Source organism: Paenibacillus suaedae, assembly GCF_032337355.1.
GTDB classification, from domain to species: domain Bacteria; phylum Bacillota; class Bacilli; order Paenibacillales; family Paenibacillaceae; genus Paenibacillus_B; species Paenibacillus_B suaedae.
On sequence record NZ_JAVYAA010000009.1, the window covers coordinates 1 to 16,721 of the forward strand.

Below are 16,721 nucleotides of genomic sequence, written 5' to 3' on the forward strand. Positions count from 1 at the left end.
CAGCGTTCGTCCTGAGCCAGGATCAAACTCTCCGTTAAAGTTAAGTTTGAACTGCTCATATCTTTTGACGAGGTATTGCTACCTCATTCACAAACGTTGCTCGTTGTTCAGTTTTCAAAGAACTTGTATTTCTATTTAAGCAGCTAATGTCTTGTGTCATCAGCGCTTAATTATTATATCCAATCGACATTTTCTTGTCAACAACTTTTTTGAAGTTGTTTTTTGTTTCTTTCAACAAGTTTCGTGTCGAAGTGACAAGAAATAATTTATCATATATCGTCCCATACTTGCAACAAGAAAAAAATTACATTTGATATAAAGTGATGAAGAGCGGTATATAATATGCCGCTCTTCATCCTCATTACTTGTTAGCCGCTGTCATTCTATCTGTTTCGTTCACTGTAATATGAGAATGCTCTCCGCCTCCGGAAATCAGAGCACCGTCCTTAATCGTGACGATCCGATCACATAAGTCGAGTACACGTTCATCGTGGGTGACCATTACAGCAGCCTTTTGCCTAGATTTCACTTCGGCAGCGAGCATCTCCACTACTGCTCTGCCCCGCTTGGAATCAAGGCTCGCTGTTGGTTCATCTGCAAGTATAAGATTAGCGTCATTCATCATCGCTCGTGCAATCGCAACACGCTGCCGCTCTCCGCCAGACAATTTATCCGGGTAGTGATGCATGCGATGCACCATCTCCACTTCCTTCAGCAGCTGCACCGCTCTATCATTTGCAATCTGGTCACTGCATTTCGCCAGCTTCGCTACTAGGCGAAGTTGGTCAATTACCGTTAGATAAGGCACTAGATTAGAGGATTGAAACACAAACCCGATATGCTCTAATCGAACACGATTAAGCTTTCCCGGAGATACAGCAGTAACATCTGTGCCTCCAATTATAACGCGGCCGCTCGTTGGAGTAAGCAGTGCACCTGCAATGGAAAGGAACGTACTTTTCCCCGAGCCCGATGGGCCTACAACCGCCACAAACTCACCTTTTCCCACACGAAGCGATACTTGGTTAAGAGCCGTTACTACCGCGTCCCCTTCCCCATAGCTTTTGCTCACTTGATCTATTACGAGTATATCTGTCATCTACTCCACCCTCCCAATCGCTTCTATGGCATCTACCTTCGCAATTCGACGAAGTGACAATAACGCGCCTACGATGGAGACCCCGATAAGCAGTGCCGAGTATGGCGCAAGTACACCTACTCCCAATTCAAACGGCATCGTATCCGGGAACATAGAGGTCATCCCGAAGGTTAACCCAATACTGAGCGCAACCGATACAATCGCAAGCAGTGCCACTTGACCTATTAGATTGGTGGCCAGGTAAGAGGTGCTCGCCCCAATCGCCTTAAGAACGCCGAACTGATTCGTTTTTTGCAACGTAATAACATAGAAGAACACGGCTTGAACAAACGCCGCTATCACTACTAAGAAGGACAGCATCATGGACAGCGAGCTCTGTTCTTCCTTATATCCTGGAATCCCCTTTAGCGCTTCCTGCTTCGTTGCGAGCTGAATCCCTTCTACTTTATCAGTAAGAGTCTGTTTAATTGCTTCATCTCCCGTAACCGCTACTGCATTTAGATGCGGTATTCGCTGGTCAAGGGAAGTCATAAGTGACTTCAATCCCTCCATGTCCATAAAGACGACCGGCATATGGCTAATCGACTGATGCTCTGCAAAACCTACTACTTTCAATACTGCGTCCGTATCTTTAATCTGAAGCGTGTCTCCCAACTTGACACCCTTCGCCTTAAGCGACACATCCACTACAACTTCATGGTTCCCGCTTCCGGATAATGATTTCCCTTCCGTAACCTTCGGCATAAGGATGCTGTTATGTTCTATGGCGAACAGTGTTACATCAACTTTTTTGTCCGCCTGCTCTGACGCCACTGTTAGCATCGTCTGAATAAGTGGAGCTGCAGCCGTTACTCCCTCTTGTGCTCTGATCTCATCAAGCTTCTCCTCCTTCAGCGAGGAACGATTCAATTTATTATCGCTATCTGCTTGGAAGACAAGATAGTCTGCATTCATTTCCTTAATAGCTGACGTTGTTGCAGCCGATAGACCATTCGCAAGCCCTGATACGATAAACGTCAAACAGGCAACAAGCACCATAATGAGTCCGATCAGTATAAATCTCGATTTGGCATGCTTCATTTCTCGAATCGCCAAGAACATCTCTCATTCACTCCTATCTACTACAGAATTCAAATTCAAAGGCAGCGGCCTACCCTCTTCTGCTTCGGTATTCCGATTCACGGTCTAACCGAGCTTCTCTGTGAACATGTTCTTATTGTAGATAGACTTCATGAACCGAATATGAACATCCGATTACAGTTCGACTTATTATAGAAGGAATTAAAGTTATTAGCGTGTTCGTTACCTGATCATTATTGAATAGGGTAAGCAATAATACTAGTACTTATGAAGGAACAAATTCACCGTGGATACGGGGCAGAAATTCATTGTCCAAGTGAGGAGGCGATCGTTTGCCTACAAAAAAAGAGCAGGTATTTACCCCATGATGAGATAAATACCCGCTCCTATTCTTGCAGCAATTATAGCAATTACATTGTTACATTCAATTCGATTCGAACTGCACTCTCTGGAAGCTTCACACGAAGTTCCTGACTTGCTGCGTCATAGCTCCAACCGGAAGCTTGCTTAGCCAACTGCTCAGCAGATACGGATTCGCCGAGTTCGCCAACGCTCTTCGGAGCAGCTGCAAGACCGATCAGGCGGAAGCTGATGCTATCGCGCTCGGACTCATAGCCACGTGTTGTATATTCCGCAGACAACTGAATGGACTGTTCGGACTCTGTCACTTGGATCAGCATTTTGTTCCATTTGCCGTTCTCGTATTCGAATGTCAAGCCGTCATCTTCATACCATTCCAATTGAGAAGTATGACCTGCGCCTTGCAAATAAGCGACTGCTGCCACATACTCTTCTGCAGCCTTCTCGCCTGCATGCTGACGTACCGGCCCTTGCAACAGAATTGCGCCTGAGCGAACGAAGATCGGAAGCTTCTCAAGCGGCGCGTGCACATGAATGTGCTGCTTGCCTGCAAAGCGCTTCCCACTCCAGTAGTCCACCCACTCGCCTTCTGGCAAGTATACGGAACGATATTGCGTATTCGGGCGGTAAATCGGTGCAATAATAACCGAATCACCCACCAAGAACTGATCACACAGGTTGTATACTTCAGGATCTGTCGGGTATTCCAGTACAAGCGGACGCATGAATGGAAGACCTGTTGTTGAAGCTTCATAGAACCAGTGATACAGGTAAGGCATCCATTCATAACGCATCGAAATGTACTGCTGGCAGATCTTCTCGATTTCTTCACCGAACGACCATGGCTCCTGACGAAGCATATCGATCGCACTATGGTTGCGGACATATGGGAAGAATACGCCCATTTGCGTCCAGCGAGCAAGTAATTCGCCGCTAGTATGGTGTGCAAATCCACCGATATCAGGTCCTGCAAACGGCACACCGGATACGCCCAGGTTCAATACCATTGGCATTGCCATAGACATATGCTCCCAGAAGCTGCGGTTGTCGCCTGTCCATACGGCTGCATAGCGCTGCACGCCACTGTAGCCAGCACGCGTCAATACGAATGGACGCTTGCCTTCCAACAACGCCTTCAAACCTTCGTAGCTTGCTTGAGACATGAACATGCCGTACAGATTGTGAATTTCACCATGCGTCTTGCGGTCGCCTTCATTGCCATGCATCACGTTCACGTCCATCGTCTTCGTCTCATTGAAGATTGCTGGCTCGTTCATGTCGTTCCAGATGCCATCGATACCGAGATCGGTATAGAAGCGCTGGTTCTCCTTCCACCAGTCACGCACGCGTGATTCCGTGAAGTCTGGGAATGCACTCTCTCCAGGCCATACTGGCCCTGTGTAGATTTCGCCTTCCGCAGTCTTACAATAGTAGTCGTTGTCGACACCTTCCATATATACTGCGTACAACGGATCCTTCTTTACGCCCGGATCGACGATCGGCACGATGTGGAAGCCAAGCTCCTTGAGCTGTTCCATCATGTCCTTCGGATTCGGGAAGCGATTCTCATCGAATGTGAAGACACGATATCCGTTCATATAGTGAATGTCGAGATGGATAACGTCACATGGAATTTCTTTCTCACGGAACGTATGAGCCAAGTTCAAGACTTCCTGCTTATCCATGTAGCTGTAACGGGATTGGTGATATCCAAGTGCCCATTTCGGCGGCAGCGGCATACGACCAGTCAAGTCGCCGTAACGGATAATAACATCCTTCATCGAAGGCCCTTCGATCCAATACAAATCGAATTCGCCTGTCCATGTTTGCATCATCGCCATATCGGCAAACGTACGCATATCGAATACGGTTTTGCCCGGGTTATCCAAGAACAAGCCATAGCTATTGCCTTGGTTCAATACCGTCAGGAATGGGATGGATTGATACAATGCTTCCATTTCCGGTACATGCGGTGCATATACATCAGAGTTCCACATCGTGTAGCGCTCGCCGCGCTTGTCGAGGAAGCCTGTTTTCTCACCGAGTCCGTAAATATGGTCATCCTTGTCCAGGGCAACAAATGCCGTATAGTCGCCCACGGATTCACGGTTGCGCTGTAGGCTGACCAATTCTACATTTGGCTGGCTCTCGTTGCTAATGCGGAACGCACCAGATTGACGATTCACTTCAAGAAGCGTGTGGCCGATTGTAATAGATACAAACTCCTCCGTAGTAGACCACTTCATCGCTTGTGGAATACGACTGTCCTTGTTCACGATTGCCGGGGACGTCTTCCAGTCCGGCTGATGTCCTCTATATGTCTTGATGCGGATTACTCCGGCACCAACTGAAGTGATTGCGAGATTGAAGTATTTACCGACTAGCCATAACGAACCATCTTGCTCAGCAACACGAGAGATCGCTCCTAGCTGTACACCTGTCTGTGTATGTGTCTGTTCACTTGCATTGTCCGGATGTATAGCTGCACTAGTATCTTGCATGATAATCCCTCCGCTGTTCTACCCTAGAATTTGTATCGTCCGCTTCTGATCACGAGATCATTCAGGATGCAACCGGGCATCGAATCTTGCATTCACTTACGGCGTTCATGCAACCTTCTCCGTGATGAAAAGCGGACTTTCTACCTAAGTTTAAAACTCATTTCTTCCTGCACATACCACAGGCTCATCAGCCCTTGCTTGCACCTGCTGTCAAGCCTTCCACAAGGAAGCGCTGCAGGAACAAGTACAGAAGTGCAATCGGAACTGCGATCAATACCGCACCAGCCGCAAACATCGTGAAGTTCGTCGATGCATTGTTGACCATATCCCACAGTCCAATCGCCAATGTATAGTTCTCTTTGGAGCGAAGGACGAGACGGGCGAAGATAAAGTCACCCCATGCGCCGGCAAATGTCATTAGTCCCACGTACGTAATCATCGGCTTCGACAATGGCAGCATGATCTTGCGGAATACGATCCAGTGCGTTGCACCATCAATGCGAGCGGATTCCTCTAAGCTCTTCGGGATCGTATCGAAGAATCCTTTGACTACGAATGCCCCTAGCGGCGCACCTGCTGAATATACGAGAATCAACGCGAAATGCGTATCAAGCAAGTTCAATTGCATCAGCAAAATGTAAATCGCAATCATACTCATGAAACCTGGGAACATCCCCAGTACAAGCATCCCGGACATGAGGTTTTTACGGCCATAGAACCGGAACCGAGATAATGCGTATGCCGTCATGACGACGAGAATGACACCGAAGATCATATTGAAGGTTGCAATCTTCAATGTATTCAAGTACCACAGTCCATATTGATATTCCTTAGAAGTAAACAAGCTTACGTAATGTTCAAAAGTCGGATTGCTTGGAATGAGCGAATCACTGAACAGCGAGGTCCCCGGACGAATGGATGACATGACGATCCAAATTGTCGGATACAGGACGCATACTGCAATTGCAATAAGCAGCAAATAACTGAAGGACAGACGAATAAGCGACTTTTTCTTAGCTCCTGTACTCATTGGATCATGTCCTCCTCTTTGAATGATTTCGTCCGGCGGTAACTCCAGATCGACAGAGATGCAACAATAATAAAGATGATAATACCGATCGCTGCTGCGATGTTGTACTTGTTATTATCGAGTGTCAGCTTATACAACCACGTAACAAGCAAGTCGGTGCTTCCCGCGTACTGGTACTCACCATTCGGCGGATTGCCGTTCGTCAGCAAGAAAATAACGTTAAAGTTGTTGATATTACCTGCGAACTGACCAATCAAAATTGGTGCTGTTGAATACAGAATCATCGGCATCGTAATGGCCTTGAACTTATGCCATGCAGTTGCTCCATCTACCTCAGCCGCTTCATACATATCTTTAGGAATGGTTGTCAAGATCCCGATAACAAGTACCATCGTAACCGGAATACCTACCCACATGTTGACAATCAGTACCGTTACTTTCGCCCAGAAAGGATCAGAGAGCCATGGAAGCTTACCTAAGCCGAAGTAGCTCAAGTATTGGTTGATAGGCCCAAATTCTCCGTTAAACATGTTCTTCATAATCAAGAACGACAACATTTGTGGAATTGCATACGGGATGATGAAGATTGTGCGCCACATGGTCTTCATTTTCACACCCGGTTGTTGAATCAAGAGTGCGACCAGAATACCGCCGAAGTAGCAGGTAACGGTAGCAAGTATTGCCCAAATGATGGTCCATGTCAGTACGCCATAGAACGTGCCGCTCCATGTACCAAGCTGTAGAAGATCAACAAAGTTCTGGAATCCAACCCAGCTGACCAGATTTTTCGGTGGAACATGATCCGGTGCAGAATAGTTCGTAAAGGCAAGCAAAATCATAAAGATGATCGGCATGATCGTAAAGAACAATACCGCTGTTGCTGGCAGTGCCAGGAACAAGTAAGCAAACTTCGTTTCTTTGACATATGCCAAACTTTCAAGGAAGTTATTCGGTTTCTTGCCTTCTTCCCGCAGCTTCCCAACTGCTTTCGCGTCTTTGACGACGAGTACGTATATCCAGATGAAGATAAACAAGACAAGAAGTGTGATTAATCCGGTAATGAGCAAATGAATAGAATGGTCACCATGAACGGGTTTGTACACTCTCCCGACCTTAACCATTTGGGATGTTTGTGTTCCGAGCGTGTATATTCCCCATATCGCTCGCGGCAAATAGTTAATCAGGTAAAACAGTCCGACTGCTTCAAGCAGCATCAGCAAGATACCTTTGAGGTACTGACGATTAAAGAGTTGCCCCAATCCCCAGAACAGAGCAGACAACACAGCTGCCTTCTTGCCTGTGCCAGGCGAAGCTTTCATTGGCGACGGCTCTTGCGAAGGACGATTCGTATGGTTTGCGGTTGTCGACACCGATTGTGTAGTGCTCATATCGCCTTTCTCCTTTCCTACTCTCCAATAGCTATCCAATAAGTATGCATGGTAGGCATGTATCTAGGAGGTCTGTCTAACAAACAGCCCGGGCAAGCGTTGTTCACTCCCCGGGCCACTTGTGTTACTCCTTACTTGATCGCATCTTTTATTTGTTTAACGGCGTTATCAAGCGCTGCCTTAGGATCTTTGCCTTTATTCAAAATGTCTGCCAAGCCTGCGGCCATTGGGCTCCACACGTTACCCATCTCAGGGATAACCGGCATTGGATAGGAGTTCTTGAATTGCTCAAGTACAGCTACTGTGAATGGATCGCTTGTTACTTTTGGATCTGCTGCTGCTTCTTTATTAGAAGGAACAAGACCGTTCAATTCATAGCTCTTCAATTGAGCTTCCTTCGTGGAAGCGAACTCTGCGAACAATTTCGCTGCATTTGGATATTTCGTGTAAGAGTTAACATACCAAGCTTTAACGCCAGAGAATGTCTTGGACGGTTGGCCGTCAATGCTAGGAATTGGAGCTGCGCCCAGGTTAATGCCTGTTTTCTTCAAGTCTTGGATTGCCCAAGGCCCGTCGACGTTCATTGCCAATTGGCCGTTCGCGAACAAACCTTTCTTAACATCGCCTGTTACGTCAGACGTCGTAAGTGGAAGCACTTGCTTCGCAAAGTTTTGCAGGAACTGAGCACCCTTCAATGCGCCTTCGTTGTTCAAGCCAACGTCTGTTTTGTCAGTGCCTTCTTTACCGAATATATATCCTCCCGTGGAAGCGAGGAACAAGTAGTCATAGTAGAAGTTTCCGATTTCCCACATGTACGTATATTTTTTATTTTTCAAGTCATTCATTTTCTTCGAAAGTTCAATTACTTCTTCCATTGACTTAGGTGCTTCTGGAACAAGATCCTTGTTATAGAACATGATGAGTGTTTCTACGGAACGCGGATAGCCATACAACATTCCGTCGTAGCTTGTTGCGTTGATTGCCAATTCAGAGTTTTGTGCACGCGTTTGCTCTTCAAAGTAATCATTCGGCAAAAGAAGTCCGGCTGTAACTGCCTTACCCAAGTTATCATGAGGGAATACGACTACGTCTGCACCGATGCCAGCTGGACCATCATTCATCAGCTTGTTTACTTGATCAGGTGCTGCTACTTCCTCGTATTTCACGTCAACATTGTACTTCTCTTTGAATTGCTTCGCGATTTCTTCCATAAACGTGCGAGATTCTTTACTTTCCCATACGAGAAGGGATGCGCCCTCTTCCGGCTTCAGCTCTTCGTCGCCTGCACCGTTATTCGCTGTTTCCTCATTCGTCGTTTGGTTGTTCGCAGAGGAGGAATCCTTGCCGCCTGTGGAACATGCTGTGATTGTAAAGACCATCATGACTGACAACAACATTGCTACCCATTTCTTCATGTTAGAAATAGCCCCTTTCAATTCTGGTACAGGATCTGCATGGACAATGCGCAAAGGTGAAGGTTGATGCTATATTTCAAAGCAATTGCGCTATATTTATGCAAACCTTTGCACAATGAAGTAAAAAAAATAATTCCTTGCTAGATATAGTGTTGTAAACGGTTACCTTCAAATCGAATTATACACACTGTGCCTAGGTATGTAAAGCGTTTGCATAAAAATTTTTTTTGCATTATACTTTGGGACATCAACGGAATATTTTCCATTATTAAGTGAGGTTTCGATTATGGCAGTAACCATTATAGATGTAGCTGAGAAAGCCGGCGTGTCTCCGTCTACTGTGTCGCGGGTTATTTCTAATGACTCTCGTATCAGTCAGAAGACAAGCCGTAAAGTACGCAAGATCATGGATGAGCTCGGATATCATCCGAATGTGATGGCGAAAAGTCTTGTTACGAAAACGACGAATAATATTGGCGTTATCCTCCCCCGCCCTGCGGATGAGTTGTTCCAAAACCAATTCTTCTCCGAAATTATTCGAGGGATTGTGAGTAAAGCTGCGGCATGCCATTACGATGTATTGATGACCTCAGCAACGAACGAAGAGGAAGAAATTAAAGCGGTAGAGCGGCTTGTCCATGGCCGTAAGGTAGATGGCATTATCCTATTGACTGCACATAAGGAAGATCCGAGCATCACTTTCCTGCATGAAAAGAAGTTCCCATTCGTGCTTGTTGGACGCAGTGAGCATTATGGCGATGTTACTTCTGTCGATAACGATAATATTGCAGCATCGCAAGCCATTACACGTCATTTGATCGAGCTTGGGCATAAGCGAATCGCGTTCGTCAGCGGCCCATTCGAACTGACCGTATCAAAGGATCGTCTGGATGGCTACAGTAAAGCCTTGTTAGAGGCCGGCATTCCATTTGACAGCGATTATACATTTGAAGGCGCATTCACACCTGAATCCGCGAGTCAGATTACAGAAAAGCTCCTTCAGCTGGAGCAGCGCCCTACTGCGATTATCGCCATCGACGACGTGGTCGCATTCGGCATTATCCGTACGCTATGGAACAACGGGCTGCGTGTTCCTGAAGACTTCAGTGTTGTGGGCTTCAATAATACGCTATTGGCTGAAATGTGCTTGCCGCAAATCTCTAGTGTAGATATCGGTACGCATCAAATGGGTCAGTCTACGGTGCAAGCTCTTGTACAGCGCATTAAGGGCGATGGTTTCGACCAAGCCCGGATTCTTATCCCTCATCAAATTATTTGGAGAGATTCTGTGCAAACGCCTGCATCAGAATAGTTTGTATGAACGATTGTTTAGTAGATCTGTGAGTAATTCTGTGAATTGTTCTGTTCATAGCGCTGTTCATAGCACTGTACGTAGTTCTGTCTGTAGTTGTTCGAGCGTTTGCTGTTGTCGGAAATTATGGACATATGCGTAATTGAATTAATCGGATCGAATCTATAGTTTGAAATACATCGATAAACTTGCAATGAGGAGAATGATCTCATGACCATTTCTAGCAAGTGGATGAATTGTTTACGAACGGCATTTCTCGTGTCGGCCATTTCTCTCGTATTTGCAGGCTGCCAGTCGCAGGCGACTGCTCCTTCTTCGGATAAGACCGTGCAGGACAATAAATCGGCTGAAGCTGCTTCGGGGACGGTCACAAGCAAGTTGGAACTGGCTGATGCGTTGACGCCGATGGGGACAAGCAATGGGGTCTACTATGAAATTTTCGTTCGCTCCTTCTACGACACGAACGGAGACGGAATCGGTGACTTAAATGGCGTTACGGCGAAGCTTGATTATTTGCAGGAACTCGGGGTTAAGCATCTCTGGTTAATGCCAATCAATCCTTCCCCGTCCTATCATGGTTATGATGTAACGGACTATTACGGAATTAATCCGGATTACGGAACGATGGACGACTTTAAGCGTCTGCTTGAAGAGGCCCATAAGCGAGACATCAAGATTGTGATGGATTTCGTGGTCAATCATACGAGCAGCGAGCATCCGTGGTTCAAGGAATCAATGAAAGGCAAAGACAATCCAAAACGTGATTGGTATATGTGGGCCGAGGATTTGAAGCTTGATCCAGCAATAAGAGGCGCTTGGGGGCAGCAGGCTTGGCATGAGAGAGACGGAAAGCATTATCTCGGTGTCTTCTGGGAAGGCATGCCCGATCTGCATATGGACAATGCTGAGGTACGAGCCGAAATCAAAAAAGCAGCACAATTCTGGCTGAAGCTCGGTGTAGATGGCTTCCGATTGGATGCAGCCAAGCATGTATATGAGGACTTTTACAATACGAGTCAGAATTCAGATGTCGTGCAGAACAATCAAAAATGGTGGCAGGAATTCCGCCAAGCTGTTCAAGAGGTAAATCCTGAAGCCTATCTCGTTGGCGAGGTATGGGATTCTCCAGCGGTTATTGGACCCTTCCTTAAGGATGGGCTGCACTCCGCATTCAACTTCGATATGGCGAAGCGGATCATTTCGATGGTGCAGGATGAGAAGGATTCCGATATCGGTTCGATGATGAGCCGTATCTATACGTTTTACAGTAAGCAGTCAGACGGCAAGTTCGTTGACGCTCCATTCCTGACAAATCATGATCAGAATCGGGTCATGAGCGAGCTTCAAGGCAATGTGAATCATGCCAAGATGGCTGCTTCCGTACTGCTGACACTGCCAGGCAATCCATTTATTTATTATGGTGAAGAAATCGGCATGCTAGGCTTGAAGCCTGACGAACGCCTACGTGAGCCAATGAAATGGACGGCAGATGAGAAAAGTGCAGGGATGACTACATGGGAGCCCGCTTCTTCAAATAAAACGGTGACTGCTGTAGAGCAGCAGATGAAGGATCCGAGTTCACTGTGGAATCATTACAAAAAGCTGATTGCGTATCGCAATTCGGATAAGGTGCTGCAGCAAGGCGGCATTCAATCGTATAAAACGAACATCTCTGAAGTAGCCGGCTATTACCGCGCAACGAAGGAAGATGCGCGTCTTGTGCTCCACAACTTGTCCGGCAAAGAGCAACAGATACAGTTGTCAGCGGACACGGCTGCTGTACTGGAGACATTGGTGTTCTCTAGTGTGGACGGCGCTGCTCTGAAGGATGGAGCTTGTACACTTCCGCCATACAGTACGATCGTGTTAGCGTGCCATAGACATTTGGAGTTTACAGGCTTCTGATGAAATGGAGTGCAGTCGTCTAGCGATGGCGATGTCTTTCTGTTTCGGCTAGGTTAGCTATGAAAAGCTATTCGCTTATTTTATTCATATTGTTAATTGTTAATGATGTTCTGATTAATACGACCATGTTAAGGGAGGACTTTAGATGTTACTCGAAGCTATTTATCACCGTCCGAAGCAAAACTGGGCTTATGCGTATGACCGTAAGACAATCCATGTGCGTATCCGTACGAAAAAGAATGATGTTGAGCGTGCTGCCGTTTATTTTGTGGACAAGTTCGATTGCGAAGGCGGTATTGGTAGAGCGGATATCGTTCCGATGACATGTTTGTATCAGGATGAGCTGTTCGACTATTGGCAAGCAGAGGTTGTCCCTCCTTTCCGTCGCTTGGCCTATGCCATTAAGCTGGAGTCCGGTACTGAGCATGTATGGATGACTGAGCGCGGATTCCAAGAGGAAGATCCTGTTCCTGCCCATCGCTGGTTCGAGTATCCGTTCTTGAATCCAGCAGATATCTTCACTCCCCCAACATGGGTAAAGGATGCGGTATTCTATCAGATCTTCCCTGAGCGCTTTGCGAACGGTGATAAGAGCAATGATCCCGAAGGTGTGCTGCCATGGGGCGGAGAGCCCAAGCCGGATAATTACTTCGGCGGGGATTTGCAAGGGGTTATTGATCACCTAGATCATTTGGAGAAGCTGGGCATTACTGCAATTTACTTTACGCCGATCTTTGAGGCGACTACGAATCACAAGTATGACACGAAAAATTATATGCAGGTCGACCCTCATTTCGGCTCAAACGAGAAGTTGAAAGAGTTAGTTGAATCCTGCCATAGCCGAGGTATTCGCGTTCTTCTTGATGCAGTATTCAATCATAGTGGTTATGCGTTCGAACCTTATCGGGATGTGCTCGAAAAAGGAGAGCACTCTGCTTACAAAGACTGGTTCCATGTTCGCCAGTTCCCATTAGAGGTTGTGGACGGGATTCCAACATTCGATACGTTCGCATTTACACCGATGATGCCGAAGCTGAATACGGAAAATCCGGAAGTGAAGAAGTATTTGCTAGAAGTTGCACGCTACTGGATCGAAGAGGTGGGCATTGATGGCTGGAGATTGGACGTGGCCAACGAGGTCGATCACCAGTTCTGGCGTGAGTTCCGCCAAACAGTGAAGGCTGTGAATCCAGACGCCTATATTCTCGGCGAGATGTTCCATGAAGGCATGATGTGGCTGCAGGGTGATCAGTTCGATGCGGTTATGAACTACCCGTTCACATATGCGATGCATGATTTCTTCGCTGAAGAAAAGGTAGACGGCTTGCAGTTCTCGCAAGCAATTCAGCATCAGCTGGCAAGCTATCCGCAACAGGCGAACGAAGTGATGTTCAACCTGCTCGACAGCCATGATACGACTCGACTGCTTACGTTGTGCGGCGGCGACAAGCGCAAAATGAAGTTGGCTGCCTTGTTCCAGCTTACTTTCCTCGGTACGCCGTGCATCTATTACGGTGATGAAGTAGGCTTGGATGGCGGACATGATCCAGGCTGCCGCAAATGCATGGAGTGGGATGAAGCAAAGCAGGATCAAGATCTGCTGAGCTTCTATAAAGGTGCAATTGCGCTTCGTCATGCCAATGCTGCGCTTCGTACAGGAAGCTTCCGCTTTGTCCATGCCTTGAAGAGTGACCGAGTAATTGCGTATGAGCGTGCTGATGAGGATGGACGTTGGTTGTTCGTGTTGAATGCATCTGAGGAGAAACGCACAGTGAATGTAGCAGCATTCGATGGCTGTGAAGGAAGTTGGACGGACGTTGCGCTGGTCGGCGGTGAAACTAACTGTAATGGAATTCAAGGTTCTAACGCTGGGCTGCAGGTCGAGGTTGAGGGCATGAGCTGGCGTATTTTGAAGCTTGAGAGATAATGTTCTTCATGTAAAAGGAAGGATTCCCTAGTAAAAACCAGGAGTCTAGTTGGTTGGAATAAATTGTGATATATTCATATTAACACAATAATGGCTTACGGGCGGTTGGCTAGTCTCCTTATGAAGGAGGTGATGCCAGTGAGTATATTTGAAGCGTTAAGTCTGATGTTCCTTTTCGGGATGTTCATTCTTGCTTTGCTCACCTACTTAAAGAAAAAGTAGACCGCCCTCTCGCAAAGGTATGCGGTCTACTCCTGTAGATTTGCTCACTTCGATAAAGCCAACCGCTCATCTAGCGGTTATTGTGGGAAGAAGGTCGCAGTTGCAGCTGCGGTCTTCTTTTTATTATACGCAAATTGTAGCATACATATTCTTACTGTTCAATGATGCGATTGCTTAATCAGCCGTTAGAAAGCAACTGTACGGATGCAAAACATGTCGATTGTTAGGAACATATCATGGATAAAGTATCATGTAGTCACAATTAGAGTCAGAGATGTAGTCATTATTACAGATACTGATGCTGTTACTACAGCAGTTTTTAATGCAATTGATATTGATATTGCACTCCCGGGTTTATTCTCTGACATATCTACTCATTTGCTTATACTCCGGCCATTTCTTACACGTTACATCGATTGCTCTGCGGAACTTCCTGTGTCAAGCGCTTCGTTCAGCAGTCGGATCAGCTCATTTTCATCAGTAATGACAGGGATTCCGAGCTGCTCAGCCTTGGCGAGCTTACTGCCTGCCTTCTCCCCTGCGATAACCAGATCGGTCTTCTTCGATACGCTGCCCGTTACTTTCGCACCACATGCTTCCAGCTTGGCAGTCGCTTCATCGCGTGTCAGCAATTGCAGGGAGCCTGTTAATACGACTGTTTTGCCATAGAATATCGAATCTGTATTTACCTCAGCCGGCTTCTCGGCCGATTGCGGCTTCACACCGAGCTCCAACATGCGGTCGATGCTCGCGCGGTTAATTGGATCCGCAAAATACGTTACGATACTGTCTGCTACAATCGCCCCGACATCCTGAATCGCCACAAGCTCCTCTTCAGAAGCCTGCATGATGTTATCCAGCGTGCCGAAATGCTCAGCTAATGCCTTTGTCGTTGTTTTGCCCGTATTCGGAATTCCGAGCGCGAACAAGAAGGCCGGCAAATCACGTGTTTTACTCTTCTCAAGTGCTGCCAATAAGTTGCTCGCCTTTTTCTCTCCGAATCGATTCAAGCCAACCAATTGATCAAGTGTAAGTGCAAACAGGTCGGACGGCTCATGTACATTCAATTCATCATGCAACTGCTCGGCAGTCATGACACTGAATGTTTCAATGTCCATCGCATCTCGCGAAGCAAAGTGCGCCAGACGTGCTACGATTTGCGGCTTGCAGTTCAGCTTGTTATTGCAGAACAAGTGGGCACCCCGCATCTCAAGCGTGTAACCGCAAGACGGGCATTCCGTCGGATAAACGATTTCTTCGCCGCCTTCCTCATCCGGAACACGTCCAAGAATCTCTGGAATGACGTCGTTCGATCGACGAATAAAAACGCGTGCGCCAAGCGCATGCTTCAAGTTTTTCCGTTCGATATCACCAATGTTGTTCAGTGTGCAGTTCTGTACCGTTACACCAGCCAGCTCAACAGCTTCAACTCGGGCTACTGGCGTAATCTTGCCGGTACGTCCGACTTCCCAGCTTACCGATTCCAGCACGGTTGTCGTTTCTTCCGCCTCGAACTTGAAGGCTACCGCCCAACGCGGGAACTTATCCGTGTATCCGAGCACCTCGCGGGTACGCATATCGGTCAGCTTGACGACAGCTCCATCAATTAAGTAATCAAGGGATGGGCGTTGTTCCTGAATCTGATGAAGTTCCTCACGAACCTGCTCAATCGTATCGAAGTACGTAACATACGGGTTCACCTTGAATTGATTGTCCTTCAAAAATTGCATCATTTCCTGATGGTTATCGAAGGCAACCCCATCGGCATAGCCCACGTTATAGAAAAAGGCACTCAGCTTCCGCAGTGCTGTCACCTGAGGATTCAAGTTGCGAAGCGCTCCAGCCGCTGCGTTGCGAGCATTTTTGAGCGGCTCTGCTGCCGTTTCATTATAAGCCTCAAGCACGGACAGGTTCATAATGCCTTCACCTTGAACTTCGATTGTCCCTTCTTTGAAAGGAATAGACAGAGGCACGGAACGGATCGTCTTCACCTGTGGCAATATCCCCTCGCCAATGACACCATTTCCACGTGTGGAGGCCTGAACCAGCAGTCCATCCGTGTAAGTCAAATTAAGCGTCAAGCCATCAAACTTCAGCTCCACGACATAAGATGGATCCGGCAGCGGCTCCTCGTTCGGATGCTTCGTGTTATAATCCTGGATCAGCTTCAGCACACGCTGATTCCAAGCGAACAAATCCTCTTCATCCTGCGCTTTGTCCAAGCTCCATAGACGGGATAGATGGCGATGCGGCTCAAACCCCTTGAGCAGATCGCCCCCAACCCGCTGGGTAGGAGAGTCGGGCAATACGATGCCCGTCTCCTTCTCTAACGCTACCAGTTCATCGTATAGCTTATCGTATTCTTTGTCCGAAACGACAGGATTGTCCAGCGTATAATAATGGTGATTGTATCGATGTAATTCCGCCACGAGTTGTTCCATGCGGGTTTGCGCATTCGCATTTGTCAAAGAGGTGGCTCCTT

Annotated in this window: 11 protein-coding genes; 4 read left to right on the forward strand and 7 right to left on the reverse strand. The window is 47.1% G+C overall.

Annotation, left to right across the window (positions count from 1 at the left end):
- Positions 1 to 361: 361 nt before the first annotated feature.
- From RQP50_RS26315 to RQP50_RS26340, 6 genes are all read right to left on the reverse strand, one after another.
- A complete protein-coding gene (locus tag RQP50_RS26315; protein WP_315747196.1) occupies positions 362 to 1,099 on the reverse strand; it encodes an ABC transporter ATP-binding protein in 738 nt (245 codons plus the stop codon).
- Positions 1,100 to 2,200 carry an ABC transporter permease gene (locus tag RQP50_RS26320; RefSeq protein ID WP_315747197.1) on the reverse strand — a complete coding sequence of 367 codons (1,101 nt, stop codon included), beginning with the start codon at positions 2,198 to 2,200 and terminating at the stop codon, positions 1,100 to 1,102.
- A gap of 389 nt (positions 2,201 to 2,589) precedes the next feature.
- Positions 2,590 to 5,040, reverse strand: a complete 2,451-nt coding sequence (locus tag RQP50_RS26325; RefSeq protein ID WP_315747199.1) for a glycoside hydrolase family 31 protein — start codon at positions 5,038 to 5,040, stop codon at positions 2,590 to 2,592.
- Positions 5,041 to 5,227: 187 nt separating this feature from the next.
- Entirely contained in the window at positions 5,228 to 6,070 is an 843-nt protein-coding gene (locus RQP50_RS26330) for a sugar ABC transporter permease (RefSeq protein ID WP_021257055.1), read from the reverse strand.
- Positions 6,067 to 7,389 (reverse strand): carbohydrate ABC transporter permease, encoded by a 1,323-nt coding sequence (locus RQP50_RS26335; protein WP_028533447.1) that lies wholly within the window; start codon positions 7,387 to 7,389, stop codon positions 6,067 to 6,069. The genes RQP50_RS26330 and RQP50_RS26335 overlap by 4 nt, the downstream gene beginning before the upstream one ends.
- 200 nt (positions 7,390 to 7,589) lie before the next feature.
- Positions 7,590 to 8,873, reverse strand: coding sequence for a sugar ABC transporter substrate-binding protein (locus RQP50_RS26340; RefSeq protein ID WP_072728997.1), 1,284 nt, complete (start codon positions 8,871 to 8,873; stop codon positions 7,590 to 7,592).
- 286 nt (positions 8,874 to 9,159) lie between these two features.
- Here RQP50_RS26340 and RQP50_RS26345 point away from each other — a divergent pair, with 286 nt between their 5' ends.
- From RQP50_RS26345 to RQP50_RS26360, 4 genes are all read left to right on the forward strand, one after another.
- Entirely contained in the window at positions 9,160 to 10,185 is a 1,026-nt protein-coding gene (locus RQP50_RS26345) for a LacI family DNA-binding transcriptional regulator (protein ID WP_072728998.1), read from the forward strand.
- Positions 10,186 to 10,395: 210 nt separating this feature from the next.
- Entirely contained in the window at positions 10,396 to 12,090 is a 1,695-nt protein-coding gene (locus RQP50_RS26350; RefSeq protein ID WP_315747200.1) for an alpha-amylase family glycosyl hydrolase, read from the forward strand.
- Positions 12,091 to 12,235: 145 nt separating this feature from the next.
- The gene (locus RQP50_RS26355; RefSeq protein ID WP_315747201.1) at positions 12,236 to 14,017 is read left to right on the forward strand and encodes an alpha-glycosidase; all 1,782 of its coding nucleotides are present in this window, start codon (positions 12,236 to 12,238) and stop codon (positions 14,015 to 14,017) included.
- Positions 14,018 to 14,149: 132 nt separating this feature from the next.
- A complete protein-coding gene (locus RQP50_RS26360) occupies positions 14,150 to 14,239 on the forward strand; it encodes a putative holin-like toxin (RefSeq protein ID WP_227774584.1) in 90 nt (29 codons plus the stop codon).
- 407 nt (positions 14,240 to 14,646) lie between these two features.
- Here the strand turns inward: RQP50_RS26360 and ligA are convergent, their stop codons facing one another.
- Positions 14,647 to 16,680, reverse strand: coding sequence for an NAD-dependent DNA ligase LigA (ligA, locus tag RQP50_RS26365; protein WP_394358443.1), 2,034 nt, complete (start codon positions 16,678 to 16,680; stop codon positions 14,647 to 14,649).
- Positions 16,681 to 16,721: the final 41 nt, after the last annotated feature.